A 21,206-nucleotide genomic window follows, 5' to 3' on the forward strand; every position below is an offset into this window, starting at 1 on the left:
AACAAAATAAAATATGAGTCTCTTATTAAAATTTAATAATAAGTTCTTTTAAAGTGATTAGAGTATAGATACACTCATTAGTAATAAGGTTGGATGGGTGAACCCAATCAATGAGCTGTAAAATATAATCAATGGAATGAGTATATGAATCACGCATACAAAATTAATAAAATTAGATCGTTCGTAGAACAAAACAAACATCAAGTAAATCTCATTTCTAATAAGCTTTTAATCATAAATTTGTTAGATTTAAAAAAGTCAGCCTATAACCTTTTTTATGAATTAATAAAACTCAAACACGCCCAATCCCATCATCAAATTAGTGATTTGTTTAATTTAATTAAGCACACTACAGAAGTGCATAGTCTGGAAATGCAGCTTTTGGATAAATTAGAACATTGGTGGCTAGAATGGGATTTTGCTATACAAATGCACGAACAATTAAGTGCTGAAAGCAAAGAAATGCCGATGAGCTTTTTATCCCGCAGTACCTTAAACCCAATGCGAAAGCATGAGATAAGTCATTATGCTAAGTTATTTTCAGTGCCCCCTATGCCGGTGTGTAACGTGTGTAGTAAAACTGGTGATATCCTCAGAGTAAACCAACGGTTTGTAGATGTGTTTGGTTATACTGTTGAGGATGTGCCTAACCTTCATGCATGGTGGAAAAAGGCCTACCCAGATCCTCAATATAGGTTACAAGCTCAAAATCTATGGTCTGAAGCTTTGAAAAAAGCGAAGAGTAATAATGACGATATACCAGCCAATAACTACACTGTTGCACGAAGTGATGGCACACAAGTGGTTATGGAGGTGTCGGGGATAAATATTGGCGAAGAATTTTTAGCCGTATTTAAAGATGCAACCGAACGAATAGAGGCTGAGGATATTTTAAGGGATATGGCGTTTTTGGATTCATTAACCAAAATTGCTAATAGGCGTCGATTTGATGAAAAACTTGCCCATGAATTTGATAAAGCCAAGGAATGCGAAGGGGCAATATCCTTAATAATTATTGATGTTGATTTTTTTAAACAGTTTAACGACCGCTACGGTCATTTAGCAGGTGACTCTTGTTTATACGAAGTGGCTCAAACTATTGCATCGACTGTAAACCGTCCTGAGGATTTTGTTGCCAGATACGGTGGTGAAGAGTTTGTTGTGTTACTTCCTGATACGGATAGGGAAGGTGCACTATTTATTGCTGAGCAAATACAGAAGGCTGTTGAAAGCTTGGCAATTGTGCATGAAGAAACTTATAGCGGTTTATTGTCTGTCAGTATGGGTGTTAACTCAACAGCTAATTACGAAAACGATAAAGTAAGCTTTGTTAAAGGAGCCGATAGCGCACTGTATTATGCAAAAGACCAAGGCAGAAACTGTATTGCACTACACTCTCAAAGTTAAATTAATTATTTGTTGCCTACATGGGGTAGGCAAGGGCTTAGGCTGAACGCAGAAATTTTTGCTTTTTTTACTTATCCGTACATGGTTGCAACTCACAAAAATAACACAAGAGCAATTACATACCCCACGTCACTATGTAGGCCCTCTAGTCAGAGCAAACTTTAAAACACACCATCAACATGCCTTAATTTTTGATTAGTTATAAATAGTATCTAGGCTTAATGGCGGACGCGTTATCGCGTCATCAATGCATTTTTGAACGAGCGGGCTTCGTAGTGCTAAAGACTTAATCTGTTCAAGGTTGAACCAGTGGGCACTTATAATATCTTTATCAATTGGATTGAGTTGTTGGCTGGTGCCAGTCGCATCAAATAAAAAACAAAATCTTAAGTAATGAACACCGTTATCAGCGTATAAGTTATAAATGCCTAAAAGGCCTGTAGGGGTGAGTGACAAACCTGTCTCTTCATATAATTCGCGGCTTGCTGCTTGGGCTAGCGTTTCATTCTTTTCTAAATGGCCTGCTGGTTGATTGTAGCAAATGCGGCTAGTAAATTTATCGCGCTCTTTTACTAATAAGTATTCGTTATGTTTTTTTACGATGGCGGCTACTGTTACATTTGGCTTATGCATTAACGCTACCTTTAATGATTTTATATTCACCATTATTAATATCGTCTAAAGTGTAATTACCTATGCTGTAACGGATGAGCCTAAGAGTTGGGTGGCCAATATGAGCAGTCATTCGGCGAACTTGTCTATTTTTTCCTTCATTAATGGTAATACTGAGCCATGTGGTAGGAATAGACTTTCGTTCACGAACCGGCGGGGTACGTTGCCAAATATCAGGTTCATTAATTATTTTTACATTAGCAGGCAGTGTGAGCCCGTCTTTAAGTTCAACACCTTTACATAAAGCTTGTATTGATTGTGTAGAAGGTTCGCCTTCTACTTGGACCCAGTACGTTTTATTGGTTTTTTTATTAGGTGCTGTTAATGTATTTTGTAGTTTACCGCAGTTTGTTAGCAGTAATAGCCCCTCACTATCGCGGTCTAATCGTCCTGCAGCGTATACATCTTTAATAGGAATAAATTCAGCTAGCGTTTTTCTGTCTGCATCGTCGGTAAACTGGCAAAGTACATCGAAAGGCTTGTTAAAAAGTACAATTTTTTTGTCTTTAGCGTCTATTTGAGGTTTTATTTCTCTTTTGTTTGTAGGCTTTTTAATTGCACTTCTAGAATAGGTACGACCCGTATTGCGCTTATTTAAGGAGGCGGGTGTTTGCTTGTTACTTGATTTACTTCTCATTAAATACACCTAGCTGGTTTTGGTAATCCAGCAATTTTTGTCGCTTGTTTAGCCGGGCCCTTTGGGAACAACTTATAAAGATAAATACTATTGCCTTTATCTTCTCCGAGTGCTTTAGCCATTGCCTTTACAAGCATGCGGATGGCTGGGCTTGTGTTGTATTCAACATAAAATTCGCGGACGAAGTTAATCACCTCCCAGTGTTGTTCGCTAAGCGATATATTTTCTTGCTCTGCAATAAGGGGGGCTAGTTGCTTAGACCATTGTGTATGGTCAAGTAAGTAACCTTGCTTATCGGTTTCGATTATTTGTTCGTTAAATTCAAGCATGGATTACCAAGTAATTAATTGCGTAGAGGTTAAAGTAAGCGCTACAAACTCGTTGTAGCTAATGGGAGTTTCGTTGTGTGATAACTTAATTGCGCGAACGTGTGCGTCCTCTTCAAGTACTAAGAGAGCGTCTGAAAACTGTTTAAATTGTTTACTAGCAAAGCACGCGTCACCTAAAAGTAATACCCGGTCATCAAGGCTAATTAAGTTCTCTAATTGATTAGCTGAGTAATAATTTAAAGGTTTTGAAAAAATATGTAGCGTGCTCATAAGGTCACCACATGATGTTGTTTTTTAATAAGTGTTTGTTGTTCACTAAATGTCATTGTATGTGCGTCTATGAGTAAATCAGTTTTGCTTAAACCATAATCAAGAAGCGACTTTTCGCAAACATAGATGTTCTCTACGTCATAAATTTCAAGCGTTTTTATGTTTTTAAAAAAATCTTTTATACCTACTGTAGAAGGAGTTTGATGTTTTTTTAAAGCTAAAACAGCGGGGCCGCTAAACAACCAACTGATATTTTGATCGACAGCTGCAAAAATCAGCGTCATATCGAGCGCGTCGCGCAGGTTTAGATCATCAAATGGACTGCTTTGACTCATTACTAATACATTAATCATTTAAATTGCACCCATTTATCAGCGTCGCTTACAAGCATTGCAAACTCCGCTAAACCTGCCACAGAAAACACGCCTGTATTTGACGTATCTAGGCCTCTTTTTTCTGCAGCGGTTACACACAGCATAAGATTAATATTTTGACTTGATAGCTTCTGCCATAATGCGCCAATTTTAAGCTCATCAGAGGCTAAGTCAAAATGGGTTGATGCATGATAAACGCCTTGCTGGTACAAAAATATTGCGTCTATGGTGTGCCCTTGAGATAAACACGCATTAGCAAACTTAATTATACGTTGGCTGGTGTCGTGATCTGATGGTGGTGTGTGTAATGAAAGAACAAATCGTGCCAAAACAATTCCAATAAAAAAGCCCCAATAAAGGGGCTATTTTAACAGAACTATTTAATTAGTCATCACTTGCGCCAAGTAGGTGCAGTAATGAAGTAAATAGATTGTACACATTCAGATATAAAGATACTGTAGCGCGAATGTAGTTAGTTTCTCCGCCGTTAATAATGCGGCTTGTATCAAATAAAATTAAGCCAGACATAATTAATACAACAGCAGCGTTAAGCACCATAAACATTAAAGAGCTGCCGATGAATATGTTAACAATGCTCGCAACAATAACAACAATTAGGCCAACGGTTAAAAAGCCGCCCATAAAAGAGAAGTCTTTTTTGGTGTTAAGCGCATATGCAGATAGACCAAAGAAAATAAGTGCCGTCGAACCAAGTGCTTGCATAATCAGCATTGGGCCATTAGGCATGGCAGCGTAATGGTTTAACATTGGACCTAAACCGGCTCCCATTAAACCAGTGAAAGCAAATACCCAAAATACACCAGATGCGGTGTCAGCTTTTTTGTTTACAACAAATAGTAAACCAAACGAAACCAGTGTGAACACAATTCCCATAAAGTAAGGTAATTGTAGTGCCATTGAGATACCAGCCGTTACTGCACTAAATGCCAGTGTCATCGCTAGTAAAAAGTAGGTGTTTTTAAGTACCTTGTTTGTTTCAATGGTAGACATTACCGGTTTAGCGGTATTGTACGATTGATTAAACGCCATTGTAGAGCTCCTTTAAGTGAAACGTGTGTTTCGATAATTTAACTAAAATTAGATTACCAACTCTTATATGTTTGGGCAAACCTTTGTGGATCAATAGACATTAATTTTTTAATTAAAGTTCATTTAAGCACCAAAAAGAAAGTTTTTGTTTTATCTTTGAACAAATCAATTGTTTTTTAAGCACTTAAACAATTTTTTTAAAAAAAAGCTTCACAAAGCTAACGGGTTTCCCTATTATGCAGGCCGTGCGGAGAGATGGCAGAGTGGTCGAATGCACCGGTCTTGAAAACCGGCATAGGTTTGTAGCCTATCTAGGGTTCAAATCCCTATCTCTCCACCATTTATTACAATAATTATGAGTACACTCTTACTTGTAATTTATAGCACCTTTGGAGAGATGGCAGAGTGGTCGAATGCACCGGTCTTGAAAACCGGCATAGGTTTGTAGCCTATCTAGGGTTCAAATCCCTATCTCTCCACCATTATATTAAAGCCCGCTAAACAGCGGGCTTTTTTGTTTTTTTAGATTTAACTATTAATTGAAATCAGCATTCTTGTTTAATTAATTTTAAAATTAAACATAGAACTTATGTCATCAAATAATTCTTCTGTTTAACATCTGCAGATTGAATCACCTGTCTTGTTATTTAAAAGCAATAACTTTACCTTTATTAAAATTACCTCCCGAGAACGATAGTTCGTTCGTCGTTTAATGTGTTTTATTTTTGAGCGTAATTTACGACCATAGTCTCTGTTTCTAACTTTGGGTTCTTGGTGCATGCTTATTAGTAAAGTATATGTGTAATTAAGGACTATTAAATGAAACACCAATTAGCAAAAAGCGTTGCGCTTTCATTACTTTCTCCTGTTATTGTGGGTAGCTTATTAGGAGTCTACTATTCGGTAACCTTACAAGGTGAATTTGTCTCAATATTTTTCTCTTTATTAATGACGGCTATCTCTAATGCACATATTGTTGGGTTAACAATGGCTGCATTTGTTGTCCCTGGCTATTTATTAATGTTTAAGTATTCAAAAGTAAACTACTCAGGTGTTTTAACGCTTGGTTTAGTTGGTGGGGCTATTTTTAGTTTTCTACTGAGTGCCTCTACAGGCGAAATATTTTTAATTAATAGTGTTATGTCGGCAATAGCGGCAGGGCTGTTTTTATTTGGTCTTCGTAAAACTTCAAAATCATAATCGCGTCTTTATTAACCAAGGACGCTTTTAAACTACGGAAATTCCTTTTTTTTACCTGCAAAAGGTTCCAATTTTTCACCACAAAGAGTACCTTTAGCTACTGTATGTTTAATAAGAAGTAGTTTGGTATGCAAAAGCACGATTTTTACCAGTCATTAGTTAAACAAACTGAATCGCTGATTGCCGGTGAGTCGAATGTAATTGCTAATATGGCAAATATAAGCGCGCTGTTATTTACCTCTTTAGATGATGTAAATTGGGCGGGCTTTTACTTTATTGATTCGCCGTCAGAATTAGTGCTAGGCCCATTTCAGGGTAACCCAGCATGTATCCGTATTCCAGTTGGAAAGGGTGTATGTGGAACGGCTGCAGCTACGTTGCAAACACAACTAATTGAAGATGTTCATGCCTTCGATGGGCATATTGCCTGTGATGCAGCATCGAACTCTGAGATTGTTGTACCTATCATGAAACATGGTAAAATATTTGCAGTGCTAGATATTGATAGCCCTAGTATTTCTCGGTTTGATACTGATGACAAAGCGGGATTAGAAGCATTGGTTAAATGCTTTGAGGCTAGCTTGTAATGAAAGATTTGCTAAATGTTCAAGACTACCTATTTGCTTTACAAGATGTAGGCGACTGGGAAGGCGAAGAAGAACATGTAGCGGAAACGCTCAATGATTTGATTCACATTGCTTGGGACAAACTCCCAGACGATTTAGATTGTGAATCAATCGATGAAATAATAAATGGTATTTGGGAACACCTTCGAGGTGATATGGCTGTACTAGAAGCCGACTTCGAAGAACTGGTCGACTGGGTAATACACTATGTTGATTCGTCCCTTGATGAAAAGATGTGAAAAATAGGTTCTAAAATGGAAACCACAAACAAGCTAAAAGATATTAATGAAGTATTGGAATTCTTGTACCAAGAATTTTCACAATGTTTTAAACAAAAAGACGGTATCAAACCGCTTAAAGTCGGTATTTTTAAAGATATTGCTGAGCGTATTGAAGGGTCTGAAAAAGTAAGCAAGACTCAAGTTCGTCAAGCACTAAGAAAATACACGTCTAACTGGCGTTATTTAGAAGCTGTGACAAAGTCGGAGTTTCGTATTGACCTTGATGGTAATCAAGGTGAAAAAGTTGAGCAAGAGCATATTGACCATGCTCAAAAAGCATTAGAAGAAAGTCGTGCAAAAATGGCTAAGCGCAAAAAACAACAGCGTCCACGTCAAGACTCAGATTCTAAAAACTTTAAGAAAAAACCAGCACATGCAAGTAAAGGTGCAGATAAAAACGCATCGGCTAACAAAACAGCTAAAGCTGCATCTGCTAAACGTTCAGGTAAAATTGAACCTTTACCAGCGATAGAGGTCAAGGTTAATAACAAGGTTAAGGTTAAACTAGGCCAAGCACTTGTAAATGCAGTAATCACTGAGGTAAACAAAGACGACGTTCATGTTGAATTAGTGACTGGTATGCAAGTTAAAACCAAAGCAGACAGCTTATATACTATATAAGTTGTACATAAATTAAGGAGTTTGTATGAGTAAAAAGTTTACGCTCATTCCGGTAGTTGCAGCCCTGTTCTCAGGTTCATTATTTGCTGCTGTAGAGCCTGTCACAATTGATGATTTACCTCTACTCAAGCAAGAAAGTCAACATGGTACTGCCAGTAAACGCGTGGCAAGCTTATTTACTCGTTCACACTATATCCCGGTTCGATTTAACGATGAGCTCTCAAGTAGAGTGTATGATCGTTACATCGAATCCCTTGATTTTAATAAAAGCGTTTTTTTAGCCAGTGATATTGCATCGTTTGAGCAATATCGCGATAGCTTTGACAACGCTTTAACAACCGGCAAACTAGGCTTTACGTTTGATATATTTAATTTAAGCCTAAAGCGCCGTTTTGAACGTTACGAATATTCACTTTCTTTGCTAGAAAATGAAATGACGTTTGAGAAACCAGATGAATATTTTTTTGATCGTGAAGATGCAGCCTGGCCAACATCGCAAGCTGAGCTAGATGAAATTTGGCGTGAACGCGTTAAGTACGATGCACTACGTTTAAAAATGACTGGTAAAGATTGGGAAGGTATTAAAGAGGTTCTCACTAAGCGTTACAAAAACGCAGAAAAACGTTTAGTTCAATCAAACTCAGAAGATGCCTTTCAAATTGTTTTAAATTCTTTAGCTCGCTCAATTGAGGCGCATACGTCTTACCTATCACCAAGACGTGCTGAACAATTTAAAATGGATATGGACTTAGAGCTTGAAGGGATTGGCGCAGTGCTAACTCCTGACGAAGATTACACCGTTATTCGTAGTCTTGTTCCCGGCGGTCCAGCGGATAAAACAGAACAAATTAAAGCCGATGACCGAATTATTGGTGTAGCACAAGAGGGTGAAGATTTTACTGACGTTATTGGTTGGCGTTTAGACGATGTTGTAGATTTAATTAAAGGGCCAAAGGGCACTAAAGTACGTTTACAATATTTAAAAGGGGCAGATGCTCACGGCACACCTAAAGTTGTCGAAATTACTCGTGATAAAATCCGACTTGAAGACAGAGCTGCCAAGTCAGAAGTGTTCGAAGCTAAATATTCTGATTTAACAAGCAAAATTGGGGTTATTGAAATCCCAGGTTTTTACAATAACCTATCTAAAGATGTCAAAGTTGAGTTAGCTAAATTAAAAGAGGCTAAAGTAGACGGTATTATTATTGACTTACGCCAAAATGGGGGGGGCTCCTTATATGAAGCTACTCAGCTTTCTGGTTTGTTTTTTGACCAAGGGCCTGTCGTACAAATACATACATTGAACAACAGAATTGAAGAACAAAGGGATCGTGATGGCGTTACTTATTACGACGGCCCTTTAACGGTTCTAGTTGACCGTTACAGTGCTTCTGCTTCTGAGATTTTTGCCGCTGCAATGCAAGATTATGGTCGCGCTGTTATTATTGGCGAACAAACGTTTGGTAAAGGCACTGTGCAGCAACATAAAGGTCTTGCAAGAGCATATGACCTTTATGATAATCCACTAGGTAGCGTGCAATACACCATAGCGAAGTTTTACCGTATAAATGGCGGTAGTACTCAGCATAAAGGTGTTATTCCTGATATTTCTTTTCCATCAGCGATAGACCCTGCTGAGTGGGGTGAAAGTAAGCAAGATAATGCATTACCATGGGATAGCATTGTAAAAGCAAAATATAAGAAGTTAGGAAACTTAACACCTGTTATTCCGTATCTTGAAAAACAACATAAAGATCGGATTAAATCTGAGCCAGAATTTGGTTATGTGTTTGACGATATTGCGTTTTACAATGAAGAAAAAGGTCGTAAAACAATTTCTTTAGTTGAAGCTTCTCGCATTAAAGAAAAAGAAGAGGGTGAAGCGCGTGCATTAGTACGTACAAATGAACGCTTGAAACGATTAGGTAAAGACACTGTTGAAAACCTAGATGATGTACCCGAAATTATTGATGAGCTTGACCCTTTCCTTGAAGAGGCAGCCTTAATAACTCAAGATTATATAAATTTTGGGCGTATAGCCAAAAAGTAAAACTGGTTTTACCACTATAAAAAAGGCGCTTATGCGCCTTTTTTGCTACCTATCACTGCCTAAATTGTTATAATCTCTAACTATTAAAAATTGAGCCAGCTTAATAATGCTCAGTTAATACGCACTAAGTGCTAAAAATAATAATTAAACACGCTGTATGTGTGTAGGAGTCTCAACCTTGAACCCATTGGATGATAAACCAGTCAAATCCGCCTCATTCCTTGATGCATTAATTCCCATTTCAGTTTTAATTTGTTTGTTAGGGGCCGCGGTTTATTTATTTGGCGACAATTCGTCATCTGGACCAAACCAAATTGCACTTTTATTTGCAACCTTTGCAGCTGCTCTCATTGGCCTAAAAAACGGCTATACTTGGAAAAAGCTTGAGCAAGCCATGATAGAAGGTATAACGCTGTCACTTGGCGCTATACTCATTTTATTGATGGTAGGCGCATTGATAGGTACTTGGTTGCTATCTGGCACAGTACCAACGTTAATTTATTATGGTTTGCAAGTAATTAACCCTAGTTGGTTTTATGCCGCAAGTTGTTTAATTTGTGGCATTGTAGCTATGAGTATTGGTAGCTCGTGGACCACAGCAGCTACAATTGGTGTTGCTTTGTTAGGTGTAGCCACTGGCCTTGGCTTAGAGCAGACGGTTACAGCTGGTGCTGTTATATCGGGTGCGTATTTTGGTGATAAACTAAGTCCACTCTCTGAAACAACTAACCTTGCACCCGCTGTGGTTGGCTCTGACTTATTTGAACATATTCAGCATATGCTATGGACAACAGTCCCTAGCTTTGTGATTGCACTCATTATATTTATATTTATGGGCTTTAATGCAACGGCATCTAATGAGGCGGGGCGCTTAGACGAAATTACGCTAATTTTGGAGCAAAATTTCAACATTGGTTTTGAAATGCTTATTCCTTTAATTGTACTTTTAGTGTTAGCAATTAAAAAAATGCCTGCTTTTCCTGCTATTTCTATTGGTGCTGTTGTTGGTGCTGTTTGGGCAATGTTATTTCAGTCTGACCTAATAGGCTCTCAAATTGATACTTCCCAGGGCCAAGTGGTTGGGTATTTCAAATTGGTATGGACGACATTTTTTGACGGCTTTAGTATTGATACCGGTGATGACAAAATGGATTCACTACTTAGCGGTGGCGGTATGGCGGGCATGTTGACAACTACCTGGTTAATTATGACTGCGTTAATGTTTGGCGCAATTATGGAAAAAACGGGCCTGTTGGATATTTTTGTAAGAAGTATTTTAAAAATAGCGAAAAGTACAGGCTCTTTAATTGCCTCTACAATTGCAACATGTATTGGCACCAACCTCATTGCAGCTGATCAGTATATCGCTATTGTGGTTCCTGGACGTATGTTTAAAGACGAATATAAAAAGCGTGGTTTGAAGCCAGTTAATTTATCTCGCACCTTAGAGGATGGCGGTACAATTACCAGCCCGCTTATTCCTTGGAATACTTGTGGTGCTTACATGCAAAGTGTACTTTTAATAAACCCTTTCGATTACGCGCTTTATGCTTTCTTCAACTTAATTAATCCCGTTTTAGCTGTTATATATGCTTACCTTGGTATTAAAATTTTACGTATTAAGCCGAAACAATCTGCCTAAATTTAGTAGCGCCTTTATTGATAAAGGCGCTACTTTGGAGTAAATATGATTAACTCAAAGACACCTCAAGCTCAATATCTCAAAGACTATAAAGCCCCTAATTTTTTAATTGATCATACAGACCTAACTTTTGATCTTCAGCCTACAGCTACAACGGTAATAAGCGTACTTACCTTAACACGTGTTAGTGGCGATCAATCACCTCTAATACTTGATGGCATAGATTTACGGTTAATTTCCTTATCGATAGATGCGCTTGAGCTAACAGATTACAGTGTTGTTGACGAACAGCTAGTCATTAATAACCTACCAGAGCATTGTAAATTACGTATTGTGACTGAGATATCTCCTGAGACGAATACGTCTTTAGAAGGTCTCTATCTGTCTGGTGGAGCATATTGTACACAGTGTGAGGCGCAGGGATTTAGAAAGATAACATACTACATGGATCGCCCTGATGTGTTGTCGACGTTTGATGTGACTATTGTTGCAGATTTAAAGTACACACATTTGTTGTCTAATGGTAACCAAGTTGATACCGGTAAGACATCCGACGGCCGTCATTTTTCTAAATGGCAGGACCCATTTAAAAAACCAAGCTATTTGTTTGCATTAGTTGCCGGTGATTTTGATGTATCAAAGGATACGTATACAACAAAAAGTGGTCGAAAAATTGATTTAGCTTTATTTGTAGACAAGGGTAATTTGTCTAAAACACCTCATGCGATGCAATCACTTAAAAAGTCTATGCAATGGGATGAAGAGCGTTTTAACCTAGAATATGATCTTGATATATATATGATTGTAGCCGTAGATTTTTTTAATATGGGTGCGATGGAAAATAAAGGCCTAAACATATTCAATAGTAAATGTGTCTTGGCAAATCAAGAAACAGCAACGGATAAAGATTACCATACTATTGAGTCTATAGTGGGTCATGAATACTTTCATAACTGGACTGGTAATCGTGTTACCTGCAGAGATTGGTTTCAGTTATCACTTAAAGAGGGGCTAACTGTATTCAGAGATCAAGAATTTAGTAGTGACCTAGGTTCGCGCGCGCTCAACCGCATTGATGCTGTAAAGGTAATGCGAACTCACCAGTTTAGCGAAGACGCAGGACCTATGGCGCACCCTATACGGCCTGAAAAAGTTATTGAAATGAATAACTTTTATACCGTAACAGTATACGACAAGGGGGCTGAAGTAATTAGAATGATGCATACCTTGCTTGGTGAGGATAACTTCCAAAAAGGTATGGCCCTTTACTTTAAACGCCATGATGGCCAAGCTGTTACATGTGATGACTTTGTCAGTGCTATGAGTGACGCATCGGGTGTTAATTTAGAGCAATTTAAGCGTTGGTATAGCCAGGCAGGCACGCCTCGTTTAAATGCTATAGAGCATTACGATAGTGCTTCTAATACATACACACTAACCATAGAACAAAATGCACCTGTTAATCAGCCCGATAACGCACCTTTGCACATCCCGTTTGCAATTGAGTTGTTAGACGAATCTGGTAATAGCATCGAACTACAGTACAAAGGCTTAAAAGTAAGTAATGTACTTAATGTTACTGATGCAAAGCAGCGTTATATTTTTGAGAATGTAACGTGCAAACCCGTTGCCGTTTTATCAGAAGATTTTTCAGCACCGTGTATTTTGACTCAACAAACAACTGAGCTAGAGCTTTTGCATATCATGCGTTTTGCACGAAGTGATTTTTCACGTTGGGATGCACAACAACAATTGTTCATAAAAGCAGTAAAAACAGCAATTAACTCTGATATACAATTTCAATTGAGTGACGAAATAATTGAAGCCTTGCGTGTGTTGGTCGTATCAAAACAAGGCGATTTAGCGTTAATTGCTGAGCTATTAAAACTTCCTAGCTTTGACACATTAGCTGCTGAATTTGAAATTATTCCTGTTGATGAAATTATTCGCGTTGTAGCACAGTTCGAAGTGCAAATTGCTACAAGCCTTAATGATGAGCTGACCGCATGTTTTGGTTCATTACATGACGATGGTAGCATAAGTGCTGAAGCGGTTGCTGTGCGCTCACTACAGCAAATATGCCTGCATTATCTTGCAAAAGTTCGAAGTAAACAAACAGATAAATTTATTAAACGTGCTGCTAGCTCATCAAATATGACCAATGTGTTGGGTTCGCTTAGCGCTGTGGTAAAAGCTTCTCATGAGCTTTGTGATGAATTACTGTCACACTTTGATAGTCAGTGGCGACATGAAGTACTTGTCATGGACAAATGGTTTGCGCTTCAAGCAATGCAAACTGGTGAAGACGCAATTATTAACATTAAGTCATTATACGAACACCCAAGTTTTGATTTTTCAAATCCTAATAGAGTGCGTGCTTTAGTAGGTAGCTTTAGTTACTTTAATACTCAGCAATTTCATCGTGTGGACGGGCAAGGGTATGAATTGCTAGGTGATTTACTTGTTAAGCTTAATGCAATAAATCCACAAAATGCGTCAAGAATGTTAACACCGTTTATGTCTTGGAAGCGTTATGATAAAACACGTTCAGCGCTTATGAAAACGCAATTGGAACGTATATCTAATTTAGATGGACTAAGTGACGACTTATTCGAGAAAGTTGAAAAAGCACTTAATTAAATGCTTGAATATTACTTTAATTTAAGATTGAGCTATAACGACTGCATGGATTACTACCACGGTCGATATAGTTCTGTTCAAGTGGTTGAAGAGGGTGGGAAGTCAATTCGGTTTTCTGCCGATCATTTAAGACCGTTTGTTACAAGCTTGGGTGTAAGAGGGCGTTTTAGAATGTTACTCACCCCTGAAAATAAATTTATTCGTATTGAACAAGTGGCTTAGAGCGCTATTTTTATGTTATAAAACCATAAAAATATTGTCTTTTTGTTAATTTCAATTTGTTCTATTGTTAAATAACGTGTATAAATTATCTGGTATGACGTCTTACCAATACGTAAACGTCAGCTGACACACTATATATATGACAGATTGAATGCGACTATTTGTAATTTATACAATTCGCTTCTATCGTTACGATTACACTAAAAACAATAACTTGATCACACAATATGACCCGCGACAGGGGGGAACCACAATGATAAGAAGATCGCTTTTTGTTAAAAACAAAATCGCTATAGGTTTAGCAGCCGCTAGTTTAGCTTTAACTACAGCAAGTTCACAGGCTGTAACATTTGACGCCGGGGGCTTTGACATAACCTTCGATTCTACATTTTCGTACGGCCAGAGTATTCGTGTAGAAGATAGAGACTTTGGTTTAATAGGTAAAAGCAATAACCCCGCATTTAATTGGACAGGATACAATCCTGCTGTAAATACTATTTATTCTGCGCAAGATGTTTGGGCTCAGCCTGGCTCTTACTCTAATAATGGTGATGCTGGTGACCTTAATTTTGACAGCGGTGATTCGTTTTCAAAACTATTGAAAGGTACACATGATATTTCAATAAACAAAGACAACTACGGTCTATTCACTCGGTTTATGTATTTTTATGATTTTGCCCTAATGGATGGTGACTTTGCCTACGCAAATCCTACATCAGGCCAAAGCGTTGATCCTTGTGATGATAAAGACACTAAAAAGCAGAGCTGTGCAGATATTCGCTTATTAGACGCGTTTGTTTGGGCTGACTTTGATTTAAACGAAGGCAAAAACCCATTATCAGTCCGACTTGGCCAACAAGTAGTTAACTGGGGTGAAAGTACACTTATATCTCATGGTATAAATGTGAACCCTGTAGATATCGATAGATTGAAAGCGCCAGGCGCAGAGCTTAAAGAAGCATTTATTCCTGTTGGTATGCTTTGGGCATCATTGGGCATTACAGATAACATCACCCTAGAAGGTTTTTACCAATACCAATGGCATGAGACTCGCTTGCCAGCTGCAGGTACTTATTTTTCTACCAATGACTTTGCAGCAGAAAATGGTTACCAACAAAACGTTCAGCTAGGCTTTACGTCTAACCCTGATATAGATGTTGCATTTTTAACTGAAAGTTTAAATAACTTAACTGCAACCTATGCTCAAGTAGCTGCGGCTCAGGGTATTGATCCTACAAGTGCAGAAGGCCAAGCTCTACTAGCTAATATGTACCTAGCGCACCCAACCAAGGTTGCACTTAAAGGTAAAGGTAGTAACGGTAAAACTGAACCAGATGATGGTGGTCAATATGGTTTACGATTAGGCATATTTTTACCCGAGTGGAATGACACTGAAATTGCGCTTTACCACGTAAATTACCACAGCCGTCGTCCTCTTATTTCAGGGCGTGTATCTAATTTTTCTCAAGCTGCCATTGCACAAGATTTAGCAATGATTTCTACAACAGAAATCACTGATGATAATGTTGCTGACTTAGTTGCATTTTCTAAAGCTGAGAATGAATACCCTGAAGATATTAAACTTTATGGTGTGAGCTTTAATACGACTATTGGCGAGACTGCGTTTGCAGGTGAATTTGCTTTTAGACAAGACGAGCCTCTGCAAATTGATGATGTAGAATTACTTTACACAGCAATGCCTGAACAGCTAGCCGTTGCTGGTATTCGTCCTGATTTTGCCGGTATTTCGCAAATGAGTATTGGCGATGCCGTAAGTTCAGTAGGTCCAGGTGAAGTTGCAAAAGGTTATATTGAACGTGATACGTCACAAATTCAGTTTACTGCAACTCATTTATTTGGCCCGTCATTGGGAGCTGACAGCTGGGCTGTGGTAGGTGAAGTGGGCGCCGTTAAAATTCATGATATGCCAGATTACGATGAAATGCGTTTAAATGTTTCTGGTACTGGTCGAAGTGGTGTTATTACTGGCCCAGGTACAACAGATTACTCAACGCTGCATTTAGGTCTTTCAAATGGTCCTGAAGAAAAGTCGTTTGCCACTGGCTCATCTTGGGGTTATCGACTAATTGCCAAGGGTGACTATTTCAACCTTTACAACGGTATTAACTTTTCTCCACGTTTTGTATTTTCACATGACGTAAATGGTAATACACCTGATCCTATGTTCTTGTTCATTGAAGATCGTAAGTCATTAGGTGCTACTATGAACTTTAACTACCAAAATGCGTGGTCACTTGATGTGAGCTACAACTCATTTTGGGGCGGTGGTGGCGTAAATACCTTCTCAGACCGCGATTACGTTTCTTTTAACTTAAAATATTCTATTTAGGGGTAACATTATTATGCTTAAAAAACCTACCCTCATTGCAGCAGCTTTTGCTAGCTTGTTTGCAAGTAATGCTGCTTTAGCAAAACTATCAGCTGAAGAAGTTGCACGTTTAGGTCAAGACCTAACTCCTATGGGCGCCGAGAAAGCGGGTAACGCTGACGGCTCTATTCCTGCGTGGAATAACGGCATTACTGCTGCTCCAGCAGGTTACGAAGCGGGGATGCATCACCTTGACCCTTTCTCAAGTGACAAAGTACTTTTTACAATTGACAAAACAAACATCGATAAATACAAGGCAAACCTGAGCCCGGGTCAGATTGCTTTATTTGAGGCATACCCTGACACGTTTAAAATGCCAGTGTATGAAACACGCCGATCAGCGTCTTACCCTCAATTTGTTTATGATGCAACTAAAGAGTTTGCACCTACTGCTGAATTGATTGAAGGCGGTAATGGGATTAAGAACACAGCTATTGGCATTCCATTTCCAATTCCTAAAACAGGTTTAGAAGCAATTTGGAACCATTTACTTCGCTTTAGAGGTGAGTCAATTGAGCGTTTTGGTGGTCAAGCAGCACCTACAGCATCAGGTTCTTACAACTATGTTGGTTTTGATGAACAACTACTTGTTAAATACTCTGATCCAAGTGCTACACCTGCTGAGCTTCAAGACTCAAACATTTTGTTTAAATTTAAACAAAGCGTTACTCAGCCAGCTCGTCTTGCAGGTACAGCCTTATTGGTACATGAAACAATGGACCAAATATTAACGCCTCGCCAAGCATGGACATATAACTCTGGCCAACGCCGTGTTCGTCGTGCACCAAATGTCGCCTATGATGCACCGGGTACAGCAGCAGATAGCTTACGTACTACTGATGACTTTGACATGTTTAATGGCTCGCCAAATCGCTATAATTGGACACTCAAAGGTAAGCAAGAACTTTATGTTCCATATAATAGCTACAAACTTCACAGTGACAAGCTTGAATACGATGATATTTTAAAACCAGGTCATATAAATCCTGAGTACACACGTTATGAAAAACACCGTGTTTGGGTAGTAGAGGCTAACCTTAAAGATGATACTCGTCACATTTATAAAAAACGTGTGTTTTATATAGATGAAGATAGCTGGCAGGTAACGGTAACTGATATTTATGATAACCGTGACCAACTTTACCGTGTAGCAATGGCCTATGGTCTTAACTACTATGAAGTACCTACCCAGTGGAGTACTTTAGAGGTTTATCATGATTTGAATTCACGTCGTTACTTAGCTATTGGTTTAGATAACCAAGAAAAAATGTACGATTTCTCAAAATCATTTAATGATAACGAGTTTACATCTAGCGCATTACGCCGCGCAGGTAGATAAGTTAAAAATAGGCACCTAGTCGCAAGTTAGGTGCCTTTTTCCTTTCTCATCGCGTTTGTCTTTCAACGCAAAAAACTTTCCTCGTTTACAAAGACAAACACTCCTTTCAGTTCAAGGCGATTAAAATTTATGAAGTATTTGGTATGTGCCAGCCTGATTATAAGCAGTGCAAGTTTTGCTCAAGATACACCAAAAAACGCAATTAGTGCGCCTAATGCACAAAAAACACTATTAACAGATATTATCAATACAGGTAATGAATTAGTTGCTGTAGGTAAGCATGGCACAGTAATAAAAAGTGTAAATGGCGAAACTTGGCAACAAGCAAAATTAGTACCTACGCAAGTATTGTTGACCGCTGTCGATTTTAGTGATGAAAACAACGGTTGGGCATGTGGGCATGATGCTACAATTATTAACACCGTTGATGGGGGGAATAATTGGCAATTACAACAGGCTAAGCCTTCTTTAGATAAGCCATGTTTAGACATTTTATTTAAAGATCAATTAGAAGGTTTTGCAGTGGGTGCGTATGGCATGTTTTACCATACGACCGATGGTGGAAAACAATGGGAAAAGCGATTTTTAGATTCTTTGTTGTTCAGTGAAGACAGAGAGTACTTAAATGACTTAAAAGAAAATGATCCCGAGGGTTACGAAGCAGAAACAGCATCAATTTTGCCACATTTTAATCGAATTGAAAAAACCGAAGATGGCTTAATGCTTGTTGGTGAGATGGGTTTATTAGCTCGAAGCACGGATAACGGCAACACGTGGCAGCGTCTTGAAGAAATATACCCAGGCTCTTTCTTCGCATTTAATTCAGATAATAACCAAGAGGTGGTTGCTGGGCTTAGAGGTAATGTATACAGCAAGCAGCGCGATGAAAAAGAATGGCTTCACCTTGATAGCACTAAAGCCGCTACTATAAATAGCATTATTAATTACAATGACGAGCAGTGGTTAATGTTAGCAAACAGTGGGGTGATTTTTCACTTACAAGATGGGTTATTAACTCATGAGCAACTTGCCGACGGTAAAGCGATACTTGATGGTGTAATTAAAAATAATAAATTGGTTATGGCTACTGAAGATGGCATTAAAGTGAAGGAGTTGACCCCTTAATGCATACTATTTTAGATTTTATAGAAAAAGCGATATTCAGACATCGCTTGGTTGTGCTTATAAGTTTTGCAATTATTACTTGTTTACTTATTTTTAAAGCTACGCATATTCAACTTGATGCTTCATTTAATAAAAATATCCCCCTAAATCACGAATACATGAAAGTGTATACCAAGCATGAGAAGCAGTTTGGTGGTGCGAATAGCATTTTAATTTCTGTGTGTGATGACAGTGGTAATATATTCAATCCAGAATTTTTTACTCAATTAAAAGCCGTTCATGATCAGCTTTACTTTATACCGGGTGTTAACAGGCCACTTGTAAACTCTATATTTGCTCCTAGTGCCCGTTTTGTAGAAGTAGTTGAAGACGGTTTTGCAGGTGGTCCAATTATTCCTGCAAACTTTAAAGCAAACGAACGTGGTTTAGCCGTTGTAAAAGAAAATATAGAAAAAGCAAAAGTTGTTGGTCGTATGATTGCCAGCGACTATTCGTGTGCAATGGTAACAGCTCAGTTATTAGAAACTGATCCACAAACACAAGAAAAACTTGATACCTTAGCTTTTGCAGAAAAGCTCGAAACAGAGTTAAGAGAGCCTTTGAGCACTGATAAGGTGAGTATTCATATTATTGGCTTTGCAAAAATGGCCGGTGATATTGCAGAAGGGGCTAAAGGTGTTGTGTTATTTTTTGCCATTGCCATTGCCTTTACTTTTATTATGGTTTGGTTGTTTTGCGGTAGTTTAAAGCTGACAATTTTACCTATCGCATGCTCGATTATTGCAGTCGCATGGCAGTTGGGCTTACTTTCAAGCCTTGGCTTTGGTCTTGACCCAATGTCGATATTAGTCCCATTTTTAGTATTTGCTATTGGTGTAAGCCATGGTGTGCAAATGATTAATGCCATTGGTAAAAAAGTAAGCGAGGGAAAAAGTACTCGTATTTGTTGCCAGTCGAGTTTTAGAGCGCTTTTGATTCCCGGTGGTATTGCGCTTCTATCAGACACTGTTGGTTTTTTAACTCTGTTGACGATTGATATAGGTATCATCCGAGAGCTTGCAATTACTGCCAGCTTAGGTGTTGCAGTAATTATTTTTACAAATCTAATTTTGTTGCCTGTTTGGGCATCATACATGCAGTTTGAAAATAGCATTCATATTCAATCAGGTGATGCTAACAAACCAAATATGCTTGATAAAATTAGGGATTTATTGGTAAAAGCAACCGATCCTAAAGTAGCTAAACTCATTATTGGCTTTACGCTTGTTTTGTTTGCGCTGGGTTACTGGCAAGCGGATAAAATGCGTATTGGTGATTTACATGCGGGTGCGCCGTCACTTCATCAAGATGCACGTTATAACCAAGATACTTTTTTAATATCGGACAAATATACAATTTCATCAGATATTTTAAAGGTAATAGTTGAAGCTTACCCAGCAGCATGTACAGAGCATGATGTAATGGAACGTATTAGCCGTTTTCAATATAAAGTTGAAAATGTTGACGGTGTTCAATCTGCAGTTAGTTTAAGCTCAGTTGCCCAGTCTGTTAATGCGGGTTATAACGAAGGTAATTTAAAATGGCAGAGTTTGCCTCGTAATTCAGCTACATTAGTGCAATCTACTTCTCGGGTGGAAACGAGTACCGGTTTACTAAACGGTGATTGTTCTGTTATGCCTGTCATTATCTTTTTAGACGATCATAAAGCGCAAACTATTGATCGTGTTATTGCTAGCGTAAAACAGTTCGCAAATGAGGAAGGGACAGATAAACTTGCATTTAAATTAGCATCTGGCCCAGTTGGTGTTATGGCCGCTACGAATGAATCTGTTTCAGAAGCTCAAATACCGATGATGCTTTATGTATACGGTGCTGTAATTGCATTGTGTTTATTAAGTTTTAGAAGTGTCAAAGCGACCATTGCTGTTGTGCTACCGCTTTATATTGTATCAACACTTGCACAAGCTTTAATGGTGCAGCTAGAAATTGGCTTAACAGTTTCAACACTACCTGTTATTGCTTTGGGTGTTGGTATTGGTGTGGATTACGGTATTTATATATTATCGTCAATGATGGGGCAACTTAAACAAAATGTGCCGTTGTCGATTGCCTATCGCAATGCACTTATTGAACGTGGCAGTGCAGTACTATTTACCGGTATCACGCTCGCCATTGGGGTAAGTACATGGATTTTTTCAGATTTGAAATTCCAAGTTGATATGGGAATACTCCTTACCTTCATGTTTTTAGTAAATATGTTAGGCGCAGTCCTGTTATTACCTGCAATTGGTAGTCTTCTGTGGACCGACCAGAAAAAATAATGTGAATAATA

20 protein-coding genes and 2 tRNA genes are annotated in these 21,206 nt (G+C 38.4%); 15 read left to right on the top strand and 7 right to left on the bottom strand.

What is annotated here, in order from left to right:
- Nucleotides 1–144: 144 nt before the first annotated feature.
- Nucleotides 145–1,407 (top strand): sensor domain-containing diguanylate cyclase, encoded by a 1,263-nt coding sequence (locus tag KZZ04_RS04360; RefSeq protein ID WP_219421948.1) that lies wholly within the window; start codon nt 145–147, stop codon nt 1,405–1,407.
- 195 nt (nt 1,408–1,602) lie between these two features.
- On the opposite strand, the gene KZZ04_RS04365 is transcribed toward KZZ04_RS04360, so the two are convergent.
- The 7 genes from KZZ04_RS04365 to KZZ04_RS04395 are packed head-to-tail and all read right to left on the bottom strand — an operon-like array spanning nt 1,603 to nt 4,739.
- Nucleotides 1,603–2,040, bottom strand: a complete 438-nt coding sequence (locus tag KZZ04_RS04365) for an NUDIX domain-containing protein (RefSeq protein ID WP_058405531.1) — start codon at nt 2,038–2,040, stop codon at nt 1,603–1,605.
- Nucleotides 2,033–2,716 carry a pseudouridine synthase gene (locus tag KZZ04_RS04370; RefSeq protein ID WP_058405532.1) on the bottom strand — a complete coding sequence of 228 codons (684 nt, stop codon included), beginning with the start codon at nt 2,714–2,716 and terminating at the stop codon, nt 2,033–2,035. The genes KZZ04_RS04365 and KZZ04_RS04370 overlap by 8 nt, the downstream gene beginning before the upstream one ends.
- Nucleotides 2,716–3,045 (bottom strand): TusE/DsrC/DsvC family sulfur relay protein, encoded by a 330-nt coding sequence (locus KZZ04_RS04375; protein ID WP_058405533.1) that lies wholly within the window; start codon nt 3,043–3,045, stop codon nt 2,716–2,718. The genes KZZ04_RS04370 and KZZ04_RS04375 overlap by 1 nt, the downstream gene beginning before the upstream one ends.
- Before the next feature lie 3 nt (nt 3,046–3,048).
- Nucleotides 3,049–3,315 (bottom strand): DsrH/TusB family sulfur metabolism protein, encoded by a 267-nt coding sequence (locus KZZ04_RS04380; RefSeq protein ID WP_219421949.1) that lies wholly within the window; start codon nt 3,313–3,315, stop codon nt 3,049–3,051.
- The gene (gene tusC / locus KZZ04_RS04385; protein ID WP_058405535.1) at nt 3,312–3,668 is read right to left on the bottom strand and encodes a sulfurtransferase complex subunit TusC; all 357 of its coding nucleotides are present in this window, start codon (nt 3,666–3,668) and stop codon (nt 3,312–3,314) included. Before tusC ends, KZZ04_RS04380 begins: the two co-directional genes overlap by 4 nt.
- The gene (gene tusD / locus KZZ04_RS04390; RefSeq protein ID WP_219421950.1) at nt 3,665–4,018 is read right to left on the bottom strand and encodes a sulfurtransferase complex subunit TusD; all 354 of its coding nucleotides are present in this window, start codon (nt 4,016–4,018) and stop codon (nt 3,665–3,667) included. Before tusD ends, tusC begins: the two co-directional genes overlap by 4 nt.
- 55 nt (nt 4,019–4,073) lie before the next feature.
- Nucleotides 4,074–4,739, bottom strand: coding sequence for a Bax inhibitor-1/YccA family protein (locus tag KZZ04_RS04395; protein WP_006792828.1), 666 nt, complete (start codon nt 4,737–4,739; stop codon nt 4,074–4,076).
- A gap of 249 nt (nt 4,740–4,988) precedes the next feature.
- Here KZZ04_RS04395 and KZZ04_RS04400 point away from each other — a divergent pair.
- The 14 genes from KZZ04_RS04400 to KZZ04_RS04465 all read left to right on the top strand — a co-directional run bounded on the left by KZZ04_RS04400 (nt 4,989) and on the right by KZZ04_RS04465 (nt 21,195).
- A tRNA-Ser gene (locus KZZ04_RS04400) sits at nt 4,989–5,079 on the top strand.
- A 51-nt stretch (nt 5,080–5,130) separates the two neighbouring features.
- Nucleotides 5,131–5,221: transfer RNA gene (locus KZZ04_RS04405), tRNA-Ser, on the top strand.
- A 337-nt stretch (nt 5,222–5,558) separates the two neighbouring features.
- Nucleotides 5,559–5,939 carry a hypothetical protein gene (locus KZZ04_RS04410; protein ID WP_058405537.1) on the top strand — a complete coding sequence of 127 codons (381 nt, stop codon included), beginning with the start codon at nt 5,559–5,561 and terminating at the stop codon, nt 5,937–5,939.
- 128 nt (nt 5,940–6,067) lie between these two features.
- Nucleotides 6,068–6,526, top strand: coding sequence for a GAF domain-containing protein (locus KZZ04_RS04415; protein WP_010556413.1), 459 nt, complete (start codon nt 6,068–6,070; stop codon nt 6,524–6,526).
- Nucleotides 6,526–6,804, top strand: a complete 279-nt coding sequence (locus KZZ04_RS04420) for a hypothetical protein (RefSeq protein WP_058405538.1) — start codon at nt 6,526–6,528, stop codon at nt 6,802–6,804. The genes KZZ04_RS04415 and KZZ04_RS04420 overlap by 1 nt, the downstream gene beginning before the upstream one ends.
- Before the next feature lie 15 nt (nt 6,805–6,819).
- The gene (proQ, locus tag KZZ04_RS04425) at nt 6,820–7,467 is read left to right on the top strand and encodes an RNA chaperone ProQ (protein WP_058405539.1); all 648 of its coding nucleotides are present in this window, start codon (nt 6,820–6,822) and stop codon (nt 7,465–7,467) included.
- A 25-nt stretch (nt 7,468–7,492) separates the two neighbouring features.
- Nucleotides 7,493–9,517: a carboxy terminal-processing peptidase gene (prc, locus tag KZZ04_RS04430; protein ID WP_219421951.1), complete on the top strand. Its 2,025-nt coding sequence runs from the start codon at nt 7,493–7,495 to the stop codon at nt 9,515–9,517.
- Between the two features lie 178 nt (nt 9,518–9,695).
- Complete coding sequence (nhaC, locus tag KZZ04_RS04435; RefSeq protein ID WP_219421952.1) at nt 9,696–11,159, top strand: Na+/H+ antiporter NhaC; 1,464 nt, start codon at nt 9,696–9,698, stop codon at nt 11,157–11,159.
- 45 nt (nt 11,160–11,204) lie between these two features.
- Complete coding sequence (gene pepN / locus KZZ04_RS04440; protein WP_219421953.1) at nt 11,205–13,799, top strand: aminopeptidase N; 2,595 nt, start codon at nt 11,205–11,207, stop codon at nt 13,797–13,799.
- Nucleotides 13,800–14,021, top strand: a complete 222-nt coding sequence (locus tag KZZ04_RS04445; RefSeq protein WP_058405543.1) for a DUF2835 domain-containing protein — start codon at nt 13,800–13,802, stop codon at nt 14,019–14,021.
- A 253-nt stretch (nt 14,022–14,274) separates the two neighbouring features.
- A complete protein-coding gene (locus KZZ04_RS04450; RefSeq protein WP_219421954.1) occupies nt 14,275–16,371 on the top strand; it encodes a DUF1302 domain-containing protein in 2,097 nt (698 codons plus the stop codon).
- 13 nt (nt 16,372–16,384) lie between these two features.
- Nucleotides 16,385–17,749, top strand: a complete 1,365-nt coding sequence (locus KZZ04_RS04455) for a DUF1329 domain-containing protein (RefSeq protein WP_219421955.1) — start codon at nt 16,385–16,387, stop codon at nt 17,747–17,749.
- 129 nt (nt 17,750–17,878) lie between these two features.
- Nucleotides 17,879–18,874, top strand: coding sequence for a YCF48-related protein (locus KZZ04_RS04460; protein WP_138529208.1), 996 nt, complete (start codon nt 17,879–17,881; stop codon nt 18,872–18,874).
- Complete coding sequence (locus KZZ04_RS04465) at nt 18,874–21,195, top strand: RND family transporter (RefSeq protein ID WP_219421956.1); 2,322 nt, start codon at nt 18,874–18,876, stop codon at nt 21,193–21,195. Before KZZ04_RS04460 ends, KZZ04_RS04465 begins: the two co-directional genes overlap by 1 nt.
- Nucleotides 21,196–21,206: the final 11 nt, after the last annotated feature.

Source organism: Pseudoalteromonas sp. CR1, assembly GCF_019392235.1.
Lineage (GTDB): Bacteria > Pseudomonadota > Gammaproteobacteria > Enterobacterales > Alteromonadaceae > Pseudoalteromonas.